The 23,879-nt window shown below is 68.5% G+C and carries 19 protein-coding genes; 8 read left to right on the plus strand and 11 right to left on the minus strand.

The features are described 5' to 3' along the window. Positions 1-6 precede the first annotated feature (6 nt). A complete protein-coding gene (locus A5775_RS04370) occupies positions 7-690 on the minus strand; it encodes a DUF2510 domain-containing protein (protein ID WP_067248133.1) in 684 nt (227 codons plus the stop codon). Positions 691-906: 216 nt separating this feature from the next. Here A5775_RS04370 and A5775_RS04375 point away from each other — a divergent pair, with 216 nt between their 5' ends. The 5 genes from A5775_RS04375 (at position 907) to A5775_RS04395 (ending at position 5,567) form a co-directional block, all read left to right on the plus strand. Next, on the plus strand, positions 907-1,698 hold the full coding sequence (locus tag A5775_RS04375; protein ID WP_156660568.1) for an ABC transporter permease: 792 nt from the start codon (positions 907-909) through the stop codon (positions 1,696-1,698). A gap of 9 nt (positions 1,699-1,707) precedes the next feature. Continuing rightward, the gene (locus A5775_RS04380; RefSeq protein WP_067248139.1) at positions 1,708-2,811 is read left to right on the plus strand and encodes a sulfate/molybdate ABC transporter ATP-binding protein; all 1,104 of its coding nucleotides are present in this window, start codon (positions 1,708-1,710) and stop codon (positions 2,809-2,811) included. A gap of 132 nt (positions 2,812-2,943) precedes the next feature. After that, positions 2,944-4,047 carry an alanine and proline-rich secreted protein Apa gene (locus A5775_RS04385; RefSeq protein WP_067248143.1) on the plus strand — a complete coding sequence of 368 codons (1,104 nt, stop codon included), beginning with the start codon at positions 2,944-2,946 and terminating at the stop codon, positions 4,045-4,047. A 145-nt stretch (positions 4,048-4,192) separates the two neighbouring features. Further along, on the plus strand, positions 4,193-4,492 hold the full coding sequence (locus A5775_RS04390; RefSeq protein ID WP_067248145.1) for a GlsB/YeaQ/YmgE family stress response membrane protein: 300 nt from the start codon (positions 4,193-4,195) through the stop codon (positions 4,490-4,492). 46 nt (positions 4,493-4,538) lie between these two features. Then, positions 4,539-5,567 (plus strand): zinc-binding alcohol dehydrogenase family protein, encoded by a 1,029-nt coding sequence (locus A5775_RS04395; protein ID WP_067248148.1) that lies wholly within the window; start codon positions 4,539-4,541, stop codon positions 5,565-5,567. Positions 5,568-5,573: 6 nt separating this feature from the next. Here the strand turns inward: A5775_RS04395 and A5775_RS04400 are convergent, their stop codons facing one another. From A5775_RS04400 to A5775_RS04415, 4 genes are all read right to left on the minus strand, one after another. Further along, complete coding sequence (locus tag A5775_RS04400) at positions 5,574-6,335, minus strand: CPBP family intramembrane glutamic endopeptidase (RefSeq protein ID WP_067248151.1); 762 nt, start codon at positions 6,333-6,335, stop codon at positions 5,574-5,576. A 191-nt stretch (positions 6,336-6,526) separates the two neighbouring features. Further along, positions 6,527-8,932: a phosphoketolase gene (locus A5775_RS04405; protein WP_067248154.1), complete on the minus strand. Its 2,406-nt coding sequence runs from the start codon at positions 8,930-8,932 to the stop codon at positions 6,527-6,529. Between the two features lie 46 nt (positions 8,933-8,978). Continuing rightward, positions 8,979-9,827: an SDR family oxidoreductase gene (locus A5775_RS04410; RefSeq protein WP_067248157.1), complete on the minus strand. Its 849-nt coding sequence runs from the start codon at positions 9,825-9,827 to the stop codon at positions 8,979-8,981. A gap of 111 nt (positions 9,828-9,938) precedes the next feature. Further along, a complete protein-coding gene (locus A5775_RS04415; protein ID WP_067248160.1) occupies positions 9,939-10,862 on the minus strand; it encodes an undecaprenyl-diphosphate phosphatase in 924 nt (307 codons plus the stop codon). Positions 10,863-11,073: 211 nt separating this feature from the next. On the opposite strand from A5775_RS04415, the gene A5775_RS04420 reads away from it, so the two are divergent. The 3 genes from A5775_RS04420 to A5775_RS04430 all read left to right on the plus strand — a co-directional run bounded on the left by A5775_RS04420 (position 11,074) and on the right by A5775_RS04430 (position 17,328). After that, complete coding sequence (locus A5775_RS04420; RefSeq protein WP_067248163.1) at positions 11,074-13,482, plus strand: CoA transferase; 2,409 nt, start codon at positions 11,074-11,076, stop codon at positions 13,480-13,482. A gap of 92 nt (positions 13,483-13,574) precedes the next feature. Then, the gene (locus A5775_RS04425; protein ID WP_067248166.1) at positions 13,575-15,059 is read left to right on the plus strand and encodes an acetyl-CoA acetyltransferase; all 1,485 of its coding nucleotides are present in this window, start codon (positions 13,575-13,577) and stop codon (positions 15,057-15,059) included. A 112-nt stretch (positions 15,060-15,171) separates the two neighbouring features. After that, positions 15,172-17,328 carry an NAD-dependent epimerase/dehydratase family protein gene (locus A5775_RS04430; RefSeq protein WP_067248169.1) on the plus strand — a complete coding sequence of 719 codons (2,157 nt, stop codon included), beginning with the start codon at positions 15,172-15,174 and terminating at the stop codon, positions 17,326-17,328. Here the strand turns inward: A5775_RS04430 and A5775_RS04435 are convergent. The 6 genes from A5775_RS04435 to lon all read right to left on the minus strand — a co-directional run bounded on the left by A5775_RS04435 (position 17,302) and on the right by lon (position 23,814). Then, the gene (locus A5775_RS04435; RefSeq protein WP_067248172.1) at positions 17,302-18,534 is read right to left on the minus strand and encodes an NAD(P)/FAD-dependent oxidoreductase; all 1,233 of its coding nucleotides are present in this window, start codon (positions 18,532-18,534) and stop codon (positions 17,302-17,304) included. The genes A5775_RS04430 and A5775_RS04435 overlap by 27 nt on opposite strands. A gap of 44 nt (positions 18,535-18,578) precedes the next feature. After that, positions 18,579-19,304, minus strand: coding sequence for a DUF72 domain-containing protein (locus tag A5775_RS04440; protein WP_067248174.1), 726 nt, complete (start codon positions 19,302-19,304; stop codon positions 18,579-18,581). Between the two features lie 7 nt (positions 19,305-19,311). Beyond that, positions 19,312-19,938 (minus strand): endonuclease, encoded by a 627-nt coding sequence (locus tag A5775_RS04445; protein ID WP_067248176.1) that lies wholly within the window; start codon positions 19,936-19,938, stop codon positions 19,312-19,314. Between the two features lie 43 nt (positions 19,939-19,981). Next, positions 19,982-20,314: a TfoX/Sxy family protein gene (locus A5775_RS04450; RefSeq protein WP_067248179.1), complete on the minus strand. Its 333-nt coding sequence runs from the start codon at positions 20,312-20,314 to the stop codon at positions 19,982-19,984. Positions 20,315-20,354: 40 nt separating this feature from the next. Then, entirely contained in the window at positions 20,355-20,744 is a 390-nt protein-coding gene (locus A5775_RS04455) for a nitroreductase family deazaflavin-dependent oxidoreductase (protein WP_067248182.1), read from the minus strand. Between the two features lie 736 nt (positions 20,745-21,480). Next, a complete protein-coding gene (gene lon, locus A5775_RS04460) occupies positions 21,481-23,814 on the minus strand; it encodes an endopeptidase La (RefSeq protein ID WP_197512346.1) in 2,334 nt (777 codons plus the stop codon). Positions 23,815-23,879 lie beyond the last annotated feature (65 nt).

Raw genomic sequence — 23,879 nt, forward strand, 5'->3', positions numbered from 1 at the left:
CCCAGGCTAGGGCTGAAACGCGGGAAGGACAGAGCCGGAATCGCGAATCTCCCAGATGCTGTTCTTGGTCACGCCGTCGAAGTTGATCTTGTTCAACGTCGCCCGCGAGTAGGTGAGGTCGATGGCGACCTGAGTCGAGGTATTGCCGTACGGGTCGGTCATTGGGAACGTGCCCTGAACGTTCACCGCCGAAGCCTCGGGATAGGTCGCTCGGGCGTACCTGAGAATGTCGATGGTGTCCAACCGCGCACCGTCTTTGATCAGCAGCTCGGTGTAGTTGTCTCGGATGGCGAATCGGGCGTCGACGATGTCGCCGTCCGGGCCCTGAGCAGTCGTGAAGGTGACGCCGTCGGGCTTCTTGGGACCGGCCGGCGTCGAGGGCGCCGCCTCGGTCGGTGTCGACGGCCCCGCCGCGGTCGCATTGCCAGAGGAGGCCGATTGGCCTTCGTTTCTTTCGTCGAAACCCCAGCTTTTGCCAACGATGACGAGGAGAACCAGCACGATGAGTATCGACAGCGCCAGGGCCGCCTTCCCGGAAATGCCCTTCTTGAGCGGCTCGGTGGCGAAAGCCCATTCGCTGGTCCAATTAGTGCCGTCGAAATACCGTTGCAGCCCATGGCCTATCCCCGCGGGATCGGGGTACCAGCCCGGCGCCGATTTGGGCGGGGGAGGCGCCGGTTCAGATGGCATCCATGCACCTTCGTCGTGACAGTGAGCGTCCGGCTATTCACGGCGATAGCCGCTCAACACCATTCTCCTCCATCGGCTGACCATCACTCACGGGCCACCACTTGCCGGCGGCAACAGTGAGCATCGGCCCCACCAGGTCGGTGTAGTACGAAGAGTGAGTGAGCAGGTCACGCATGAGCTTCCGAAGGGACTGCCGGCAGGAGGGTATGTATCAGCGTGCATAGCACGGATCTGCCCCGCTGGGTGTATCTCCCCGCGGCCGTCGGGACGATCTTCGTGGTGCTGCCCTTGCTGGCCATCGCGGTCAAGGTCGATTGGCCGCATTTCTGGTCGCTGATCACGAGCCCGTCGTCGCGGACGGCGCTGGTGCTCAGCCTTCAGACGGCCACTGCCAGCACAGTGCTGTGCGTGGCGCTGGGTGTGCCGATGGCGTTGGTGCTGGCCCGCAGCACGGCGCGGCTGGTGCGGTTGTTGCGGCCACTGATGCTGCTGCCGCTGGTGCTGCCGCCGGTGGTGGGCGGGATCGCGCTGTTGTATGCGTTCGGGCGGCTCGGATTGATCGGCCAGTACCTGGAGGCTGCCGGTATCAGCATCGCCTTCAGCACCACCGCCGTAGTGCTGGCGCAGACGTTCGTTTCGCTGCCGTTCCTGGTGATTTCCCTCGAGGGTGCCGCGCGTACGGCCGGCGCCGATTTCGAGGTGGTGGCAGCGACGCTGGGGGCGCGGCCCAGCGCGGTCTGGTGGCGGGTCACCCTGCCGCTGCTGGTACCCGGCGTCGTTTCGGGCGCGGTGCTGGCGTTCGCCCGCTCGCTGGGGGAGTTCGGCGCCACCCTGACCTTCGCCGGGTCGCGGCAAGGGGTGACCCGCACGCTGCCGCTGGAGATCTATTTGCAGCGGGTGACCGACGCCGACGCCGCCGTCGCGTTGTCGATCCTGCTGGTGGTGGTGGCGGCCCTGGTGGTGCTGGGTGTGGGCACGCGGCGGCTGACCGGCGCCGACGTCAGGTAGGGCCGGACCATGAGCGAATTGCAGCTGCGCGCGGCCGTTTCCGAACGTCATGTGGACGTGGAGTTCTCGGTGGCCGCGGGCGAGGTGCTCGCGGTGCTCGGCCCCAACGGCGCGGGCAAATCGACTGTCCTGCATGTCATCGCGGGCCTGCTACGACCCGATCACGGGGTGGTGCGGCTGGGGGACCGGGTCTTGACCGACACCGCGGCCGGAATCAACGTCCCGACGCACGACCGCCGGGTAGGGCTGCTGCTGCAAGACGCATTGTTGTTCCCGCACATGAGTGTTGCCGCCAACGTCGCGTTCGGGCCGCACAGTCGTCGCGGGAGGTCGCGGTCGGCCCGTACGGCCGAGAACGCGACGGCGGTGCGCTGGCTGCGCGAGGTGGACGCCGAGGATCTCGCCGAGCGAAAGCCGCGACAGCTCTCCGGCGGACAAGCCCAGCGGGTCGCGATCGCGCGAGCACTGGCGGCCGAACCCGACGTGTTGCTGCTCGATGAACCCCTGGCCGGGCTCGACGTCGCCGCGGCCGCCGCGATCCGGGCGGTGCTGCGCAGGGTCGTCACCCGCATCGGCTGCGCGGCGATCCTGGTCACCCACGACCTGCTGGACGTGTTCACGTTGGCCGATCGAGTGCTGGTGCTCGAGTGCGGCAAGATCGCCGAAATCGGCCCGGTCCCCAAGGTGCTCACCACGCCCCGCAGTCATTTCGCGGCCCGCATCGCCGGTGTCAACCTGGTCAACGGGACGGTCGACCGCGACGGCTCGCTGGTCGCGCACTCCGGTGGGCGCTGGTATGCAGCCCCGCACGAGCGAGGCGATCTGGTCTCGCCCGAGCAGGATGCGATCGCGGTTTTCCCGCCGACAGTGGTGGCCGTCTATCGCGAACAGCCGCACGGCAGCCCCCGCAACGCCTTTGAGGTCACCGTGGCCGAGATGGACATTCGCGGGTCGGCGGTGTTGGTACGTGGCGCTCAGCAACCGGATGGGGCCCCCGGCCTGGCCGCGGAGATCACCGCGGACGCCGCTGCGGAGTTGCGATTGACGCCGGGAGACCGGGTGTGGTTCTCCGTGAAAGCCCATGAGGTGACGCTGTATCCGGCCGCGCGCTGAGCGCAGGCGCCGGAGTCGTCGGGCCCCGCGACGGCGCCCGCCAGGTTGCACATTGGCAACATCGGCACAACTGCGCAGCATTAGTCCGCAAAGCTCCTTGCGTCACAGCGGTAACACGGTAGGTTCGTCGCCATGGAGCAGGTGGAACCGACCTCGACACGCCGCAAAGGACTGTGGACGACGCTGGCGATCACCACGGTGAGTGGTGCCAGTGCACTCGCCATCGCGTTGCCGGCGACCTCGAATGCCGATCCCGAGGTCCCGACCCCCGTCCCACCGAGCACGGCCACGGCCCCGCCCGCGCCCGTGGCGCCTGGCGCGCCGGCGCCGAATGGGCAACCGGCACCGGGTGATCCCAACGCGGTTCCGCCGCCCCTCGCCCCGAACGGGGCACCGCCACCGCCCGTCGACCCCAACGCGCCCCCGCCGCCACCCGTCGACCCGAACGCGCCTCCGCCACCGCCGGTCGACCCCAACGCCGGGCGGGTCAACAACGCCGTCGGGGGCTTCAGCTATGTCCTACCCGCGGGTTGGGTGGAATCGGACGCTTCCCATCTGGACTACGGCTCGGCGCTGCTGAGCAAGGTGACGGGCCCGCCGCCGATGCCCGACCAGCCGCCACTGGTTGCCAACGACACGCGCATCGTGATGGGCCGCCTCGACCAAAAGCTGTACGCCAGTGCGGAAGCCGACAATGCCAAGGCCGCGGTGCGGCTGGGTTCGGACATGGGTGAGTTTTTCATGCCCTACCCCGGTACTCGCATCAATCAGGACAGCACCCCGCTCAACGGCGCCAACGGAAGCACCGGCAGCGGGTCGTACTACGAAGTCAAATTCAGCGATGCCTCCAAGCCGAACGGCCAGATCTGGACGGGCGTCATCGGCTCCGCCAACGGCGGGAACGCGCAACGCTGGTTCGTGGTGTGGCTGGGAACCTCGAACAACCCGGTGGATCGGGGCGCGGCCAAGGCGCTCACCGAGTCGATCCAGGCTTGGACACCGCCGGCAGCCCCGCCTCCGGCTCCCGGTGCGCCGGGAGCACCTGCACCCGCGCCCGCACCAGCAGCGCCGGGTGCTCCCGCACCAGCACCCGCAGCGCCGGGAGCACCTGCACCCGCGCCCGCAGCGCCGGCGGCTCCGGGAGCACCGGCTCCCGCGCCGGTCCCGGGCCAGGCGCCGGCCGTAGAGGTCAGCCCCACCCCCACACCGGCACCGCAGCAGACCCTTTCGGCCTGACCTTCTGGATCGATCGCACCGGCGCGACCAAAACGATGGGTTAACCGTCTCCAATTCGGCCCTCGTTTCGTGACCCAAACTGGGTATACCGAAATGACGGCCCAGCAAAGTGCTGGGCTTTGCCAGCGATTGCAAGGAGACCGCAATGGACATCATGGCAGCTACCGAATACCTCGCTCGATCAAGCACACTCACCAGCGTCGGCTGGATCGGCTACATCATCATCGGTGGTATCGCCGGTGCGATTGCCAGCAAGATCATCCGCGGTAGCGGAGCAGGCATCCTGATGGACATCGTGATCGGCATTGTGGGCGCATTGATCGGCGGTTTCGTCTTGAGCTTCTTCGTCGACACCGCGAGTGGCGGCTACTTCTTCACCTTCTTCACCGCGCTGCTCGGCTCGTTGATCCTGCTCTGGATCGTCGGCATGGTGCGCAGAACATAGCAACTTAACCCGTTGCGGCCGTGGTGGTTAGCGGCATGATGGTGTGATGGCTTCACCGGTGACCACCACGGCAATGCGTGCCTGGCGCGTGCGTCGGCCGGGGCCGATGGACACCGACCCGCTCGAACAGGTCACCACCGAGGTGCCGCGGCCCGGGCCGTCCGAACTGCTGGTGGCCGTGCGCGCGTGCGGGGTGTGTCGCACCGACCTGCACGTCACCGAAGGCGACCTTCCCGTCCACCGCGACCGGGTCACGCCCGGACATGAAGTGGTGGGCGAGGTCGTCGAAATCGGGTCCGAGGCCGATGCCGAGTTTCGGGTGGGGGACCGGGTCGGCATCGCGTGGCTGCGTCACACCTGCGGCGAGTGCAGATACTGCCGTCGCGGCGACGAGAACCTGTGCCCGAAGTCCCGCTACACCGGCTGGGACGCCGACGGCGGGTACGCCGAATTCGCCACCGTCCCAGCAGCGTTCGCACATCCCCTGCCCAGCGGTTACAGCGACAGCGAACTCGCCCCCTTGTTGTGTGCGGGCATCATCGGTTACCGCTCACTAGTACGCGCCGAGCTGCCACCCGGCGGGCGGCTGGGTCTCTACGGTTTTGGCGGCAGCGCGCACATCACCGCGCAGGTCGCCCTGGCGCAAGGCGCCGAGGTGCACGTGATGACCCGCGGATCCCGGGCCCGCGAGCTGGCAGTGGAACTCGGGGCGGCATCCGCACAGGGTGCGGCGGATCCGCCGCCCGTGCCACTGGACGCCGCGATCCTGTTTGCCCCGGTCGGTGATCTGGTGCTGCCCGCGCTGGAAGCGTTGGATCGCGGCGGCACGCTGGCGATCGCCGGGATCCACCTATCGGATATCCCGACCCTGAACTACCAGCGTCACCTGTTCCAGGAACGCCAGGTCCGATCGGTCACGTCGAACACCCGGGCCGACGCGCGGGCCTTCCTCGACTTCGCGGGCAGGCACCACATCCAGGTCACCACGCCGGAATATCCTCTCGGGCAAGCCGATCGGGCGCTGGCGGATCTGAGCGCCGGACGCATCGCGGGTGCGGCGGTGCTGCTGGTGTGATCGGCGTCAGGTGGACAAATGCCACACGAACGCGGCCGCGAGCGCACCGAGCCCATTCAGTGACCAGTGCAGGGCGATCGGCGCGATCAGGCTGCCGCTGCGCCGGCGCAGCCAGCTGAAGACGAAGCCCGCGGCTCCAGTCGCCAACACGGCGCCGGCCACCCCCGTCAGCATTCCCACGATGCCACCGCCGAACAGCCGGGTGAAGCCCACATTGCTGCTGGTCAGCCCGAACGACGTGGCCACATGCCACAGCCCGAACAGCAGCGAGCCCGCCAGCGCGACCCCGCGAAAGCCCCAGGCCCGGTTGAGCGCACCGTGCAGGACGCCCCGAAAAGCCAGTTCCTCGGGGATGACGGTCTGCAGCGGGATGATGACCATCGAGGCGACCATCGCCCCCGACATCGTGGCGTAGCGGTTGTTCATGAACATCGGCCGGGTCGCCGGCAGCAGCACGCCGACCGCGATCACCGATGCCACCACGGCCACGGCCGCCAGCGCGTAACCCAGGCCTGGCTTCCAATGCTCTCGGCCCAGGCCGAGGTCCACCCAACCCAGACCGCGGCACCGCATCAAGATGACCAGCCCGACGGCCGCGGCGGGAACGGTGGCGATGCTCGCCCACGGCGTGGTGAAGTGCGCGATCAGGTCCGTCAGCACGAGAACCACGACGACGACGGCGATGTCCAGATGGATCCGGAACCGGTGCAGCGCCGGAGGCTGGGCCACCTGTGGGTGAACGTCAGCTGTCCCGGTGGCCGCATGCATTCGGCCAGTCTAGCGGCGGGCGCCGCCACCGCAGGCCAACGAGATTGCCGTCAGGTAAATCTCATTCGCTCTTTCTGCCGGTCAGACCGGTCGCGCCGCCTCCCAGGTCGGATGGGTCGCCTCGCTCGCATCACTCACGACGCTCGTTCTGCTCGCTCGCCTCCCAGGTCAGATGGGTCGCCTCGCTCGCATCACTCACGACGCTCGTTCTGCTCGCTCGCCTCCCAGGTCCACCCCGAAATCTTCGGGTCGTCCTCGCCGTGCTCGCGCGTGTACAACCGCGCGGCCAGGCGGGCGTCGACCATGCGCTGCCGCAGCATGGCGGCGCGACTCGCCAATCCGTCGACCCGGTCGATGACATCCATGACCAGATGGAAGCGGTCCAGGTCATTGAGCATCACCATGTCGAAGGGCGTCGTCGTGGTGCCGCGTTCCTTGAAGCCGCGCACGTGCATATGCGCGTGGTTGGTGCGGCTGTAGGTGAGCCGGTGGATCAGCCACGGATAGCCGTGGTAGGCGAAAATGACCGGTCTGTCCGGGGTGAACAGCGCGTCGAACTCGCGGTCCGGCAAGCCATGCGGGTGCTCGGTATCGGGCTGCAACCGCATCAGGTCGACGACGTTGACCACCCGGACGGCCAGCTCCGGCAGTTCGGAGCGCAGGATGTCGGCGGCGCCCAGCGTCTCGAGCGTCGGGATGTCCCCGGCGCACGCCAGCACCACGTCGGGTTTGTCGGTGGCCGTGCTCGCCCACTCCCAGATGCCCAGGCCGCGGGTGCAGTGCGAGATGGCTTCGTCCATGTCGAGGTACGCCAGCGCGGGCTGCTTGCCGGCGACGATGACGTTGATGTAGTCGCGGCTGCGCAGGCAGTGATCGGCCACCGAGAGCAGCGTGTTGCCGTCCGGCGGCAGGTACACCCGGGTCAACTCGGGTCGCTTGTTGGCGACGAGATCGATGAAGCCCGGGTCCTGGTGGGACGCGCCGTTGTGGTCCTGTCGCCACACGTGCGAGCTCAGCAGGTAATTCAGCGATGCGATCGGCCGCCGCCACGGCAATTCCCGGCTGGTTGCAAGCCATTTCGCGTGCTGATTCATCATCGAGTCGACGATGTGCACAAACGCTTCGTAGCAGTTGAACAGGCCGTGCCGCCCGGTCAACACGTAGCCTTCCAGCCAGCCTTGGCACAGGTGCTCGGACAGCACCTCCATCACCCGGCCGTCGGGCGCCAGATGCTCGTCGTCGGGCTCGACCTCGGACAGCCACACCTTGTCGGTCGATCCGTAGACGGCGTCGAGCCGATTGGACGCCGTTTCGTCGGGCCCCATGAGCCGAAATCGGTCCCGGTTGCGGGCGATCACGTCGCGCAGGAACGCGCCTAACACCCGGGTGGCCTCGTGCGTGATGGCCGCCGGCCGCTCGACCGGCACCGCGTAGTCGCGAAAATCCGGCAGGGCGAGATCGTGCAGCAACAACCCGCCGTTGGCGTGCGGGTTGGCGCTCATCCGCCGATCCCCGGCGGGTGCCAGCGCCCGCAGCTCCGACCGCAGCCGGCCGGTGTCGTCGAAAAGTTGCTCGGGTCGATAGCTGCGCAGCCACTGCTCGAGCTGGGCGCGGTGTTCGGGATTGTCGTGTGTCTCGGCGAGCGGGACCTGGTGTGAGCGCCAGGTGCCCTCAACCTTCTTGCCGTCCACCATCTTTGGCCCGGTCCAGCCCTTCGGTGTGCGCAGCACGATCATCGGCCACACCGGCCGCTTCACCTCGTTGCCGCCACGCGCCGCGCTCTGGATGGCCGCGATGTCGTCGAAGGCGTCGTCGAGGGCGGCGGCCAACTGCTGGTGCACGGCGGCCGGATCGTCACCGGCGACGGTGATCGGCCGGTACCCGTAGCCGCGCAGCAGCGATTCCAGTTCCGCGTGCGGGATGCGGGCCAGCACGGTCGGATTGGCGATCTTGTAGCCGTTGAGCGCCAGGATGGGCAGCACGGCACCGTCGGTGACCGGGTTGAGGAACTTGTTGGAGTGCCAGCTGGCGGCCAGGGGCCCGGTCTCGGCCTCACCGTCGCCGACGACGCAGGCCACCACCAGATACGGGTTGTCCAGGGCGGCGCCGTAGGCGTGCACCAACGCGTAACCGAGCTCACCGCCTTCGTGAATGGATCCCGGCGTCTGGGCCGCGACGTGGCTGGGGATGCCGCCGGGGAAGGAGAACTGCCGGAACAGCTTGCGCAGGCCTTCGGTGTCCTCTTCGATGCCGGTGTACACCTCGCTGTAGGTGCCTTCGAGGTAGGCGTTGGCGACCAGCCCGGGGCCGCCATGACCCGGGCCGGTCACGTAGATGACGTCGGCGTCGCGGTTGCGGATGACCCGGTTCAGGTGCGCGTAGACGAGGTTGAGCCCGGGCGTGGTGCCCCAGTGCCCCAGCAATCGCGGTTTGACGTGATCGGTGGTCAGCGGCTCGGTGAGCAGCGGGTTGTCCAGCAGGTAGATCTGGCCGACCGACAAATAATTGGCGGCGCGCCAGTACTTGTCGATCAGGTCCAATTCGTCGTCGGAGAGCGGAGATCCAGCGGGCGCGGAGGTTCGGGTTTCTAAGCTCACTCGGCCGATTGTCCGCGCCTTCGGTGAAGAATGCTCGTGCGCGCGATTACTCTTCGCCGCGGGCGCGGGCTTCGTACGCCTGTCGTTTTTCGACGTCGACGTCGTCGGTGAATACGTGGTCGCCACCGAGCATCCGGTTGAGGCCCTCGGCGATCCGGCGCGGCCAGAATTTCTGGGACACCACCATCGCGCCCGCCGCCTTGGTGATGCGCACCCGCGGCTTCGGGTGGGCCACCAGCCTGACGATCGCGTCGGCGATCTCGGCGGGCTCGGCGTTGCGGAACCCCTTCATCCCGGGTGTCCCGGCGACCAGCTCGGTGTTGACGAACGTCGGCAACACCGTGGAGAACTTCACCCCGGCCGAGCGGTACTCCAGCCGGGCCGAGTCGGTAAACGCGACCACCGCGTGCTTGCTGGCGCAGTAGGTCGCCAAGCCGACGATGTAGAGCTCCCCGGCCAGCGAGGCGACGTTGATGACGTGGCCCTTGCCGCGGGGCACCATGCGCTGGGCCGCCAGCTTGCTGCCCAGCATCACGCCGTAGACGTTGATGTCCAGAATCCGCCGGGTGACCGCGTCCGGCTCGTCGACGATGCGGCCGACGGGCATGATGCCGGCGTTGTTGATCAGCACATCGATCGGGCCGAGCTGGCGTTCGACCTCGTCGAGGAAGTCCGAGAACGAATGCGGGTCGGTGACGTCGAGTTTCCCGTAGACGTCCAGGCCCAGGTCGGCGCCCGACTCCTTCACCCGCACCTCGTCGACATCGCCGATGGCGACCCTGGCGCCCAGATTGTGCAGCGCGGTCGCGGTGGCCAGCCCGATTCCCCGGGCGCCGCCGGTGATCACAATGACCTTTCCGCGGACCTTGAGGCCGATGGAAGCCGTGTCAGCCATGTTCGGTGCCCTCCGATTCTTGACGGGTGTCAACTAAACAATCCGGTAAGCACAGCACTCGGAGTCCGACCGCGCAACAACCGATGGGGTCCCACCCGAGGCGACGACGGGTCAGCGCACGGCCAGCCACACCAGGCTGGCGGCGCCGGCCAGGGCGCAGTAGATCGCGAACGGGGTCAGGGTCCGGGTCTGGAAGTACCGGGTCAGGAAGCGCACGGCAAGGTAGGCGCAGACGAACGAGGCGACGCTGCCGGCCAGCACCTGGCCACCGATGCCGGCGCCCAGCGGCCCGAAGAGTTCGGGGATCTTGTACACCCCGGCGGCCAGGATGATCGGCGTCGCGAGCAGGAAGGAGAAACGGGCGGCGTCCTCATGCGAGAGGCCGCGCCACAGGCCCGCGACGATGGTGATCCCCGAGCGGCTGATTCCGGGGAACAGGGCCAGGATCTGCGCGGCGCCGATCAGCGTTCCGCGGGGCAGCGAGAGCTGGGCGAGCCGATGATCCGAGGCCTCGTCGCCGTGCTCGAGCTCGGCGTCGCCCGCCGCGGGTTGGCCCGGCCCCGGCGTGGGCGCGATGCGGCGGCGCAACACCTCGCCCACGTACAGGGCGATGCCGTTGAGCAACAGGAACGTCGCCGCCGGGACGGGCTTGCCCAGCGTAGTGCGGAACAGCTGCTCCAGCGCGAGGCCGGCCAGACCGACCGGGATGGTGCCTGCCACGATCAGCCAGGCCAGCCGCTCGTCGGGCGTCTGGATGCGGCGATGCCGCAGCGAGGAGAAGAATCCGCCCAGGACGCGCACCCAGTCGCGCCAGAAGAACAGCAGCAGGGCGGCGGCGGTGGCCACATGAAGGCCCACGATGAAGGCCAGGTAGGGCGAGTGGGGAGCCGAGACGCTGAGATCCTGGGCCCATCGCCCGCCGACGAGCGCCGGCACCAAGATCGCGTGCCCCAGGCTCGAGACCGGGAACAGCTCGGTGACGCCTTGGAACGCGCCGACCACCACGGCCTCGACGTAGCTCAGGTGGGCGGTCATAGTGGATGCCTCCATCGGACGACAGTCGGGCCTCGCGGTCGGCCTGTGACGATAGCCCACGCCGCGCCGGGGCGGGTCCCCGACTGAGCGTTCGGTCCGGGCCGAGCGGGAGGGCGCCGAATCCGCTTGCCCACCCGGCCATTTGGCGATCGCCCGCCCGGTCAGATGGGTCAGCGCCCGCCGTGCAGCGCCCTGACCAGGCAGGTACGGTGTGCAGATGGTCGACGGGTTGCTCGATGCCGTGCGCGTCCTCGGCTTGTCGAGCGGTGTCGCCGAGGCGGTGACCCGCCTGTTCGCCGACCTGGGCGCCGACGTCCTGAAGGTGGAACCGCCGGGCGGCTGCCTGGGACGTGACGGGCTGCCGACGCTGCGCGGCGCCAGCATCCCGTTCGCCGTGCACAACGCCAACAAACGCAGTGCGGTGCTCGACCCGTTCGACGACGAGGACTGCGCCCGTTTCCTCGACCTTGCCGCCGACGCCGACATCGTCGTGGACACCGGCTTCGACGAACGCGGCGCCATGTTCGGAACCTCCGGCGAGGAGCTGGCGACTCGCTACCCCCATCTGGTGGTGCTGTCGATCACCGACTTCGGCGCGACGGGCCCGCGGTCCTCGTGGCGCGCCACGGATCCGGTGCTCTACGCGATGTGTGGCGCGCTATCGCGGTCTGGCCCCACCACCGGCAGCCCGGTGTTGCCGCCGGACGGCATCGCTTCGGCCACCGCGGCGGTCCAGGCGGCGTGGGCCGCGCTCGCGGCGTACTACAACCGACTTCGTTGTGGCACAGGAGATTACATCGACTTCTCGTGGTTTGATGCCGTCGTTATGGCCCTCGACCCGGCCTTCGGCGCGCACGGGCAGGCCGCCGCCGGCATCCGGCGCATCGGGCGGTGGCGGGGTCGCCCGAGGAACCAGGATGCCTACCCGATCTATCCCTGCCGGGACGGCTACGTCCGGCTGTGCGTGATGGCCCCGCGGCAGTGGCGCGGCCTGCGGCGCTGGCTCGGGGAGCCGGATGACTTCCAAGACCCCAAATACGACGTGATCGGCGCGCGGTTCGCGGTCTGGCCGCAGATCAGCGAGCTGCTGCAGAAGTTGTTCGCCGAACAGACCATGAAGGATCTGGTGGCCGCCGGCCAGGCGCATTGGGTGCCCATCGCCGCGGTGCTGACGCCGTCGCGGATCCTGGGGTCGGACCATTTCCAGGCGGTGGGTGCGATCACCGACGCCGAGCTCGTCCCCGGTGTGCGCGCGGGCGTGCCGACCGGATATTTCGTGGTCGACGGCCGGCGCGCGGGTTTTCGCACGCCGGTGCCCGCCGCGGGGCACGACGAACCGTGCTGGCGCGGCAATCCGTCGGTGGTGCCGTCGGCCTCGGGCCGGCTCGGCGACTATCCGTTTGCGGGACTGCGGATTTTGGACCTGGGCATCATCGTGGCCGGTGGCGAGCTGAGCCGGCTGTTCGGCGACCTGGGTGCCGACGTGATCAAGGTCGAAAGTGCCGAGTATCCCGACGGATTGCGGCAGGCCCGGGTCGGCGAGGCCATGAGTGAATCCTTCGCCTGGACCCACCGCAACAATCGGGGCTTGGGGCTGGACCTGCGCAGCGAACAGGGCAAGACGGTCTTCCGCCGGCTGGTCGCCGAGGCCGACGCGGTCTTCGCCAACTTCAAGCCGGGAACCCTTGCCGCACTGGGGTTTTCCTACGAGGAGCTACGCGGCATCAACCCGCGGATCGTGCTGGCCGAAAGCAGCGCGTTCGGGGACACGGGGCCGTGGAGCGCGCGGTTGGGGTACGGCCCGCTGGTGCGCGCCACGACCGGCGTCACCCGGCTCTGGACGGCCGACGGCCCGGCGGACGATACCGACGCGGCCCGGCATGCCTTTTACGACGCGACGACGGTGTTCCCCGACCACGTGGTCGGCCGGGTCACCGCGATCGCGGCGCTGGCCGCGCTGATCCACCGCAACCGGGCCGGCAGCGGAGCCCACGTCCACATCTCACAGGCCGAAGTCGTGGTCAACCAGCTCGACACCCTCTACGTCACGCAAGCCGCGTTGGCCGCGGGGATCCCCCAGATCCACCAAGACACCAGCCTGCACGCCGTCTATCCCTGCGCCGGTGACGACGAATGGTGCGTCATCTCGATCCGGTCCGACGACGACTGGCGGCGCGCCGCTTCGGTTTTCGACCACCCCGACTGGGCCGACGACCCACGGTTCGCCACCGGCGACGCGCGCTTGGCCAATCGGCGCGAGCTGGTGGAACTGGTCTCCGCCTGGACGCGCACCCGCACCCCGGCGCGGGCCGCCGAACTGTTGCAGTCGGCCGGGGTTGCGGCCGGGCCGATGAACCGTCCGCCGGACATCCTCGAAGACCCGCAGCTGATCGCGCGCAACGTCTACTGCCCGATGACCCATCCGCTGATCGAGAATCCGTTGCCGGCCGAGACGGGACCGGCGCCCTACCGCCACATTCCGTCGGCCCGGCAGGCCCCGGCGCCTCAGCCCGGGCAGGACACCGTCGAGATCTGCCGAAACGTGCTGGGAATGAACAGCGCCGACATTCAGCGGCTGATCGACGATCGCGTCCTGTTCGCCCCGACCGACAACGCCTGAGCCACCGCCGATCGCCCGAGCGTGCGGCCCGCCGCACGCTCGCGCCCCAATGTGCGGCGAGCCGCACATTGGGGGTCCGATAAATTCGTCGTATGACCGTTGACCCCAGAACCCCGGTTTTGATCGGCTACGGCCAGGTCAACCATCGCGACGAGATCGATCCGACCAAGCGGTCCATCGAGCCCGTGGACCTGATGGCGGCCGCCGTCGAGCAAGCCGCCGGCGCCGCGGTGATCGAGGCGGTCGACTCGATCCGCGTGGTCAACATCCTGTCGGCCCAATATCGGGACCCCGGCCTGTTGCTCGGCCAGCGAATCGGAGCCTCCGACTTCACCACGCTGTATAGCCCGGTCGGCGGCAACGTGCCGCAATCGCTGCTCAACCAGGCATGCCTGGACATCCAGCGGGGCCGCGCGGGCGTCGTGCTGCTGGCCGGCGCCGAAACCTGGCGCACCAGACGGGGGCTGCGGGCCCAGGGCGGCAAGCTGGTGTGGACCGAGCAGGACCGCTCCGTCCCGATGGCCGAGGTCAGCGGTGACGACGTCCCGATGGCCGGCGACGCGGAGATCAGGATCTCCCTCGACCGGCCGGCCTACGTCTACCCGCTCTTCGAGCAGGCGCTGCGGGTGGCGAACGGCGAGTCGATCGACGATCACCTCAAGCGCATCGGGGAGTTGTGGGCACGGTTCAACGCCGTGGCGGTGGACAACCCGCACGCATGGATTCGCAAGCCGTCGTCCGCCGACGACATCCGCCACGCGAGCCCGCAGAACCGGATGATCAGCTGGCCCTACACGAAGTTGATGAACTCCAACAACATGGTTGACCAGGGCGCGGCGCTCGTTTTGACCTCGGTCGAGCAGGCCAACCGGCTGAAGATCCCGGCCGAGCGGTGGGTGTATCCACACGCGGGCACCGACGCGCACGACACACCGTCGATCGCCGAGCGTCACGAACTGCACCGGTCCACCGCCATCCGGATCGCCGGCGCGCGGGTCCTCGAGCTGGCGGGCGTGGGCATCGACGACGTCGATTACGTCGACCTGTACTCGTGCTTTCCCTCCGCGGTGCAAGTGGCGGCGGGCGAACTCGGGTTGAGCCTCGACGACCCCGCCCGGCCGCTCACCGTGACCGGCGGGTTGACGTTCGCTGGTGGCCCGTGGAGCAACTACGTGATGCATTCGATTGCCACCATGGCGGAGTTGCTGGTGGCCAATCCGGGTCGGCGCGGTCTGATCACCGCCAACGGCGGCTACCTGACCAAACACAGTTTCGGCGTCTACAGCACCGAACCGCCGGCCGAATTTCGTTGGGAGGATACGCAACCGGACGTCGATCAGGAGCCGACGACGGACGCGGTGGTCGAGTGGGAAGGCGTCGGCACGGTTGAAGCGTGGACGACGCCGTATGACCGTGAGGGACAGCCGGAGAAGGCCTTTCTGGCCGTGCGCACGCCCGACGGGTCGCGTGCCCTGGCCGTGGTCACCGATGGCGCCGCGGCGCGGGCATCGGTGCGCGAAGATATCGGTGGCGTCAAGGTTGCCGTCGCCGCGGATGGCAGCGCGACGCTGCAGTAGCCCCGTCCGAGGGCACGGCGCCAGGTCGGTGCGCCATTCGTGGGTAACGGTCGCGTAGCCCGTGCCGACTTGCCTATTGTTGAGGGCTGAGGGTTGGGGGAGGTGAGCCCAGGTGCACATCCTGGTTACCGACGCCACCGGCGCTCTCGGGCGGCTGGTCGCTGGGCAGCTCATCGCTGCCGGGCACACGGTCACCGGCATTGCTGAGCTCCCGCATCCGTGCCTGGACGGCAACGTCGAATTTGTTTGCGCATCGCTGCGCGACCGCGTCTTGCGGGAGCTCACCGACGAGGCCGACGCGGTCATTCACCTGGCCCCCATCGATCCCGTCGCGCCCGGCAGCGCGGGCATGGACGGGCTGGCGCGGGTGACCGACGCGGCCGCCCGCACCGGCTCCCGCCTGCTGTTCGTGTCGCAGGCCGCCGGACGGCCCGAGGTGTATCGGCCGGCCGAGGACCTGGTGTCCTCGAGTTGGGGGCCCACCGCGGTCGTCCGGATCGCACCGCCGGTCGGACGCCAACTCGACTGGATGGTGTGCCGCACCGTGGCCACGCTGTTGCGCACCAAGGTCTCGGCGCAACCCATGCGCGTGCTGCATCTCGACGACCTGATGCGGTTTTTGGTCCTGGCGCTCAACACCGATCGCACCGGGGTGGTGGACCTCGCCAGCCCGGACACCATCAACATGGTCACCGCCTGGCGGGTGCTGCGGGCCGCCGACCCGCGTTCCCGGCTGCACCGGGTCCGCAGTTGGTCGCAGCTGATGCCGGAGTTCGATGTTGCTGCAGCACAAGAGGATTGGATGTTCGAGTACGGCTGGCACGCGCTTGACGCGGTCGCCGACACCGCGCGTGGACTGGTCGGCCGCCGGCTCGACGCCGCCGGCGCGATCAACCACGGGGGACAGCTTGCGCTGCCCGTCGAGGTGCTGCCGCACTCCAGGCGCCCGGCCGACCAGGTGCACACCGCCGCACCGGAAGGCCTGGAAGGCGAATTCGACGACCACATCGATTCGCGGTTCCCGGTCTTCAGCGGTACCGCCCTGGCCGAGGCGCTGCCCGGACCGCTCACCCCGATCACGCTGGACGTCCAACTGGGCGGACTGCGCACCGCGAGCCGGGTGCTGGGACAGGTCCTCGCGCTCGGCGGCGTGGCCGCCGCCGAATGGGGCAGCAGAGCCATCGCCGTGTTCGGCCACCGCGCCTACGTCGGGGTATCGGTCAACATGATCGTCGCCAGCCAACTGCCCGGTTGGGACCAGGACGCCGTCGTCCGCGACGCCCTCGTCGGCCAGCCCCAGGTCGGGGACCCCCTGCCGTTCGGCGATCCGCCGTTGACGGCCGGAGCGCTTGGCTCGCTCGCCAAGGCCGTCGCCGCGGGACGATCGGTTGCCCTGCTGCGGCACCTGCGGGCGGACACCCGGGCCTATCGCGCCGCCGCGGACGCCGAACACCTCGATGCCGGCCAACTGGCGTTGCTGCCCGAAGCCGCGCTGGAAGTGCGGCTTCGGCTGTTGCGCGACCGCATTCACCAAGGCTGGGTCCTCAATGCGCTGTGGTTGATCGACACCGGTGTCACCGCCGCGGCGCTGGTGCGCAGCCCGGCGGGACGCAGCGTGGCCGGGCTGGGCATGATCACCGACAGCGGCCTCGTCGCGGCGGAGACCGCCGAGTTGGCGTCGGCGCTACGCGCCGACCCGCCGTTGTGCGCACTGGCCGCCGAAGGCAACCTCGCGAGCATTCGTGCGCTGTCACCGGAGACCGCCGCCACCCTGGACGCCGTCGTCGCACGGATCGGACACCGCGGCCCGGGCGAGGCGGAGCTGGCCGGCACGACCTTCGCCGACGACCCGACGATGCTGCTGACCGCCGCCGCCGCGGCCGCGCCGCCCGAGCCCGCGCCGGTCACGTTGGCCGAGCGGCTGGCCGCCAACGCCCGCGGCTCGCGGGAGCTGGCCCACGACACCACGATGCGGTTCACCCACGAGCTGCGGATGACGTTGCGCGCGTTGGGAGCTCTACGGGTCGAGGCGGACGCGATCGACGCCGTCGACGACATGTACTACCTGACCTGCAACGAGCTGGTCACCATGCCGGGCGATGCGCGGCTGCGGATCAAACGCCGCCGCACCGAACGCGAACGGCTGCAGGCGCAATGTCCGCCGGACGTCATCGACGGGACCTGGGCGCCCAGCCAGCACAGCGCTGACGCCTCAGGCGCCGAGCCCGCCGGTGCGGAAGGCTCAGCCGAGCAGCTCGCGCAGGGGTGAGTGCGGGTCGGCCAGTTTGTCGGCGTCGACGGAAGTCCTGGACCGGATCAGCGCCTTGACGTCATCGAGCACGTCCCAGATGTTGACGTTCATCCCGGCCAGCACCCGGTTGTCGCCGTCCAGCCAGAAGGCGACGAACTCGCGGCCGGCGACGTCGCCGCGAAACACCACTCGCTCGAAGCTGGGGGCGTGGCCGGCGTATTCCATGCCGAGGTCGTATTGGTCGGTGAAGAAATAGGGCAGCTCCGCATATTCGCCTGGCGCGCCCAGCATTCCGGCCACCGCCACGGCGGGCTGTTTGAGCGCGTTGGCCCAGTGCTCGGTGCGGATGCGTGCGCCGAACAGCGGGTGTTGGGCGGCGGCGATGTCGCCGACGGCATAGATGTCGGGATCGCTGGTGCGCAACGACGCGTCGACCAGCACCCCGCCGTCACCCAGGGACAACCCGGCCTCATCGGCGAGTTCGACGTTGGGCTTGGCGCCGACGCACACCAGCACGGCGTCGGCGCTGATCGTCGCCCCGTCCCGCGTCCGCAGGCCGGTCGCCGATCCGTCGGCCTGGGTGATCTCCTCGACCTGCATCTCGAGCCGAAGATCCACCCCGTGCTCGCGATGCAGGGTGGCGAACACCTCGCCGACGGTCTCACCCAGCGCGGCCATCAACGGTTGTTTGGCGGCTTCCACCACGGTGACGTCCACGCCCCGCTGACGCGCACTTGCGGCCACTTCCAGCCCGATCCACCCGGCGCCCACGATCGCGAGCGAAGCCCCTTCGGTCAGAACAGCATTCAATGCCGCGGCGTCCTCATAGGTGCGCAGGTAATGCACACCGCCGGAATCCGATCCCGGTATCGGTGGGCGCCGCGAGGCCGATCCCGTCGCCAGCAGCAGCTTGTCGTAGCCGACGGTGGTGCCATCGGCCAGCCCCACGGTGTGGCCGTTGGCATCCAGGGAGGCCACCCGCGTGCTAAGGCGGAGGTCGACGTTGTTGTCGCGGTACCAGTCGGAGTTCTGCACGGTGAAATCTGTCAGCGACTTTTTGCCGGCCAGATAGTCCTTCGATAACGGGGGCCGCTCGTAGGGCAGATGCTCCTCGTCGGCGAACACAATGATGTGCCCATCAAAGTGATTGTCGCGCAATGCTTCTACGGCTTTGGCGGCCGCGAGTCCGCCGCCGATGATGACGAAGCTGGTCGGGTTGGCCATGGGGGTGCTCCGTTCTGTGGAAATTTCAGCCTACTCGTGGACGCTCAGCGCAACAGCTCGCGCAGGTCGAGCGCGTTGCGCACCGCGTGGCCGCCCAGGTCGTTGTTGAAATACATCCACACGTCCTTTCCTGCACCGTCCCACTGGGCGATCGGGTCGGCCCAGCGCCGCAAGTCGTCGTCGGTGTAGGAGCCGGCATAGTTCGCCTCCGGATCCGGGCCGTGCATCCGGATGTACACGAAATCGGTCGTCGCGCGGGGGACGCAGTGCAGCCCGAGGCCACTCATCACCACATATGCGGCGCGGCGGCGTTCCAATAACTCGAACACCGCGGGGTCGTTCCACGACGGATGACGCAATTCGATGGCGACGCGGATCGACGCGGGCATGCGCTGCAGGAACGAATCCAGGCGCGCGTCGTCGCGCTGCTGTTCGGGGTGCAGCTGCACCAGCAGCACCCCGTGGCGGTCGCCCAGGAGGTACCAACAACGTTCGAACCGTTCGACCCACGGTTCGGGCGAGGCAAGCCGACGGTAGTGCGTCAATCCGCGATGCGCCTTGACCGACATGGTGAAACCGTCCGGCAGTTGAGCGCGCCAGCCCTCGAACGTCGAATCCTTGGGCCACCGGTAGAAACTGGCGTTCAGTTCGACCGTGTCGAACACCTCGATGTAGCGGGCGAGCCGTTTCGCCGACGGGGTTCCCGGCGGATACAGCACATTGACCCAGTGGTTGTAGGACCAACCCGAGGTACCGATTCGAATGGCCACGGTGCGCTCAGCCGGTCACCTGCTGACGCACATCGTCATTCAACGACGCCCTGACCAGTGCGGCGGCCAGCCGCGCATTGGCCCGCGGCGCAAGCATTCCCAGCTTCTTCGGCTCGGCGGGCAGACCCAATTGCTTGGCGGTGGCGGTGGCCCGGTCATCGAAGTACGGCCGCACCCAGGTCCACACGTCCTGAACCTCGCGGAGGTAGATGTCGGCGCCGGTGTCGCCGATTCCCTTGAATGTCTTGAGCATTCGTTTGGCCGCGGCCACATCATGCCCGCTACGATCGGCCAACTCACGCAGATCACCGGCGTAGTCGTCACGAAGGCGTTCGGCCATATCGGTGAGCCGGGTCGCCGAGCTCTCGTCGTAGCGCACGTAGTGCGCGCGCCCGAAGGCGTCGATCATGGTTTGTCGATCCGAGGCCAGGACGGCTTTGGGCGTCCGCAAGCCCGCCCTGAAGAGTTCGCGCGCGGCACCCATGGCGATGGCCGCATCGATTGGCTTGCTGGCCAGCATGCACAGCACCAGCAGCTGGAACAGCGGCATCGGCTTGTCGCCCATCGTGATCCGCGCCTGCGCCGCATAGGTTGTGCCGGCAACATCGAGCAGTCGTCGCACCCGCTTGTCCATGCCGCACCGCGTACCCCGACGATGCTGGGGCAAACCGGACGCGCTATTTGGGCGGCAGGCTGCGGGCGTGGTCGAGCCCCCGGGTCACCCAACTGTGCAGCTGGCGTTTGGTTTGCACCCCGGCAGCCTCGACGCGCAACCAGCCTCTGGCCTCGCGCCCGGCCATCACCATGGGGCTGACGTGCGCACGCCCGGCGAGTTTGTCGGCGTCCGTGCGCGGCACCCGCACCAACAGCCCGCCCTGGCCGCTCACGGCCACCGACATGTTGCCATTGACCAGGAACGCCAAACCGCCGAACATGCGCTTCTCGTCGATGCCCGGCTGGCACCCGAGGAGTTCGCGGACCCGGTTGGCCAGGTCTTCGTCGTAGGCCATGCGCCGACCTTAAGCCCGTCCGCCGACACGCGCGGCGGTGTCAGTCCAGATCCACTCGGATGGTCAGCAGGTCGCTACCCATCAGGCGCACCACCGCGCTATTGAGCTTGGGCAGGTTGCCGAGTCGCTGCAGTGGGTCGTCGTCGGGCATCAGGTGGGCGGTTCCGGTTGCCCACCGACCGCCCACGCGCACCCGGACGGCGGGGTTGGCCTTGATGTTGCGGACGTAATCGGACCGTTCGCCGTGTTCGGAGACCATCCAGAACTGGTTGTTCACGACGCGCCCGCCCACCGCGGTGCGCCGCGGCTGTCCCGACTTTCGGCCGATGGTCTCGAGCATGGTCACGGGCAGTTGCCGGCCCACGGGGTTCACCACCATCCGTTGAACTCGATGGACCACTTGCCGTTTCAGATCCCGGATGTCAGTCATACGTTGCGATTCTGCCGCACGAGAACAGCCGCCGCAGGTGCGGCGGCTGTCCCCTCGTGCCGGTTTAGGTCGCGTATGCGACGAATTGACCGCCGGGCAGGAAAACACCCCACTGATTTACGGCCGGGTTAAATACGACTGGATAGTCGCCCGGTTGACCCGGCGGCATCCAGCGGGCCGGAAGCCCGTAGCCGATCGGGTCGTTGTACTGGCCCGGTGGCGGGAATCCGTTCTGCCCGGGCGGAAGCGGGGTGCCCGGACCATTGCAGTTGACGCCAGGTCCGGCGTTACAAATCGGCATCCCCTGCCCCGGCAGCGGTCCCGGTGCGTTCTGGCCTGGTACGGGATCCGGCCCCGGCACATTCGGGCCAGGCACCGGCCCCGGCACATTCGGGCCAATCGGGTCGGCTTGCGCCAAGCCGGCACCAATTCCGAGCGCACCGGACGTCAGTGCACCTGCAACTACGGCGCCAGCAGCGATTCTGTTCAACCTCATGATGAACTCCTTATCGAGCCGCTCGGCTGCCATCGGGCAGCCTCACTGCAATGATGTGTTGTCCGTCATCCGCGCCGTTTGACGTCGGATAGAGGTCATCCCCCCTCGGCCGGTCTTCCCTCTGCGCTTACACGTACCCGTCCCCGGGGCCGGCCAAAACTTCTGGCCGGCCCCGGGGAATCGCGTCAGGAGTGACCCAACGGGGGTTCACCAGCGCTCGCGATCAGTTGCGCACCGGGATCAGGCCGCCACCGTGGCGGTCTCGGCGGCCGGCGCCAGCGCCTCGGCGACGATCTCGGCGACGTCGGTCATGGGCCGCACGTCCAGCGCCTCGAGCACCTCCGCGGGCACGTCATCAAGATCCGGCTCGTTGCGCTGCGGAATGAAAACCGTTGACAGACCGGCACGCTGGGCGGCCAACAGCTTCTGCTTCACACCGCCGATGGGCAACACGCGGCCGTTCAGCGTGACCTCGCCGGTCATGCCGACGTCGGAGCGGACCTGGCGTCCGGTCGCCATGGACACCAGGGCGGTCACCATGGTGACACCGGCCGACGGGCCGTCCTTGGGCACCGCGCCCGCGGGCACGTGCACGTGGATCCGCCGGTCCAACGCCGCGAGGTCGACGCCGAGCTCCGAAGCGTGCGAGCGCACGTAGGACAGCGCGATCTGCGCCGACTCCTTCATCACATCGCCCAGTTGACCGGTCAGTTGCAGACCCGACTCACCGTCGGTAGCGCCGGCCTCGATGTACAGGACGTCACCACCGAGCCCCGTCACGGCAAGGCCGGTGGCCACACCGGGCACCGCCGTGCGTTCGGCCGATTCCGGCATGAACCGCGGACGGCCCAGGTAGTCAACCAGATCCGGCTCGTCGATCCTCAGCGCTTCGGGAGCCCCGTTCGTTTCAGCGGCCAGCTTGGTGGTCGCCTTGCGCAGCGCCTTGGCCAACAGCCGTTCGAACTGTCGCACACCGGGCTCGCGGGTGTAGTCGGCGGCGATCTTGCGCAACGCCGCGTCGGTGACCGCGACCTCGTCCTCGGTCAGCGCCGCCCGCTCCCGCTGCCGGGGCAGCAGGTAGTCCCGCGCGATGGCGACCTTGTCGTCCTCGGTGTAACCGTCGATCGCCACCAGCTCCATGCGGTCCAGCAGGGCCGACGGAATGTTCTCGATCACGTTGGCCGTCGCCAGGAACACCACATCGGACAGATCCAGGTCCAGATCCAGGTAGTGGTCGCGGAAGGTGTGGTTCTGCGCCGGGTCGAGCACCTCGAGCAGCGCCGCACTCGGGTCGCCGCGGTAGTCGGAACCGACCTTGTCGATTTCGTCCAGCAGCACAACGGGATTCATCGTTCCCGCCTCGCCGATCGCGCGCACGATCCGGCCCGGCAACGCGCCCACATAGGTCCGACGGTGCCCGCGGATCTCGGCCTCGTCGCGCACACCGCCCAGGGCGACGCGCACGAACTTGCGGCCCAACGCGCGGGCCACGCTTTCACCCAGCGACGTCTTTCCCACGCCGGGGGGACCGGCCAGCACCATCACCGCGCCGGAGCCGCGGCCGCCGACCACCTGCAGCCCGCGCTGGGCGCGACGCGCCCGCACGGCCAGGTACTCGACGATGCGGTCCTTGACGTCCTCTAGGCCGTGGTGATCGACGTCCAAGACCTCCCGCGCCGCCTTCAGGTCGGTGGAGTCCTCGGTCTTGATGTTCCACGGCAGGTCGAGCACGGTGTCCAGCCAGGTGCGAATCCAGCCGCTTTCCGGGCTCTGGTCGCTGGAGCGTTCCAGCTTGCCGACCTCGCGCAGCGCCGCCTCACGCACCTTCTCGGGCAGATCGGCCTCCTCGACGCGGGCCCGGTAATCGTCGGAACCATCGGGTTCGCCCTCGCCCAATTCCTTGCGGATGGCGGCCAGTTGCTGGCGCAGCAGGAACTCCTTCTGCGTCTTCTCCATGCCCTCGCGCACGTCTTCGGCGATCTTGTCGCTCACCTCGACTTCGGCGAGATGGTCGCTGGTCCAGTCGATCAGCAATCGGAGGCGATGGCTCACCTCTGTGGCCTCCAGCAGCTGCCGCTTCTGCGCGTTGGTCAGGTAGGACGCGTACCCGGAGGTGTCGGCCAGCGCCGACGGATCGGTCAGCTTGTTGACGTAATCGATGATCTCCCAGGCCTCGCGGCGTTGCAGCATGGCCAGCAGCAGCTTCTTGTACTCCGCTGTGAGTGTCTTGATCTCGTCGGTCGCCTCGGTCTCGGGGACCTCGGTCACCTCGACCCACAGCGCCGCTCCGGGACCGGATGCACCGGCTCCGATCTGGGCCCTACGCTCGCCGCGCACCACCGCGGCGGTGCCGCCACCGGCGATCCGCCCGACCTGCAGGACCTTCGCGATCACGCCGTGCGAGGGATAGCGGTCCTCGAGCCGTGGGGCGATCAGCAGCTGTCCCGATTCGCCGGCCTGGGCGGCATCGATCGCCGCGCGGGCGGCGTCGTCCAGCGCGATCGGCACCACCATTCCGGGCAGCACGATGGTGTCAGTGACAAACAGCACCGGCATCGACTTGGCTTCAGCCATCAAATCCTCCAAAAGTTGAGTCTGATGCGCTTAACCCAGCCGGGCACCGGTTTGTTCCCGCGGGC

Source organism: Mycobacterium sp. 852002-10029_SCH5224772, assembly GCF_001667315.1.
Classification (GTDB): Bacteria; Actinomycetota; Actinomycetes; order Mycobacteriales; family Mycobacteriaceae; genus Mycobacterium.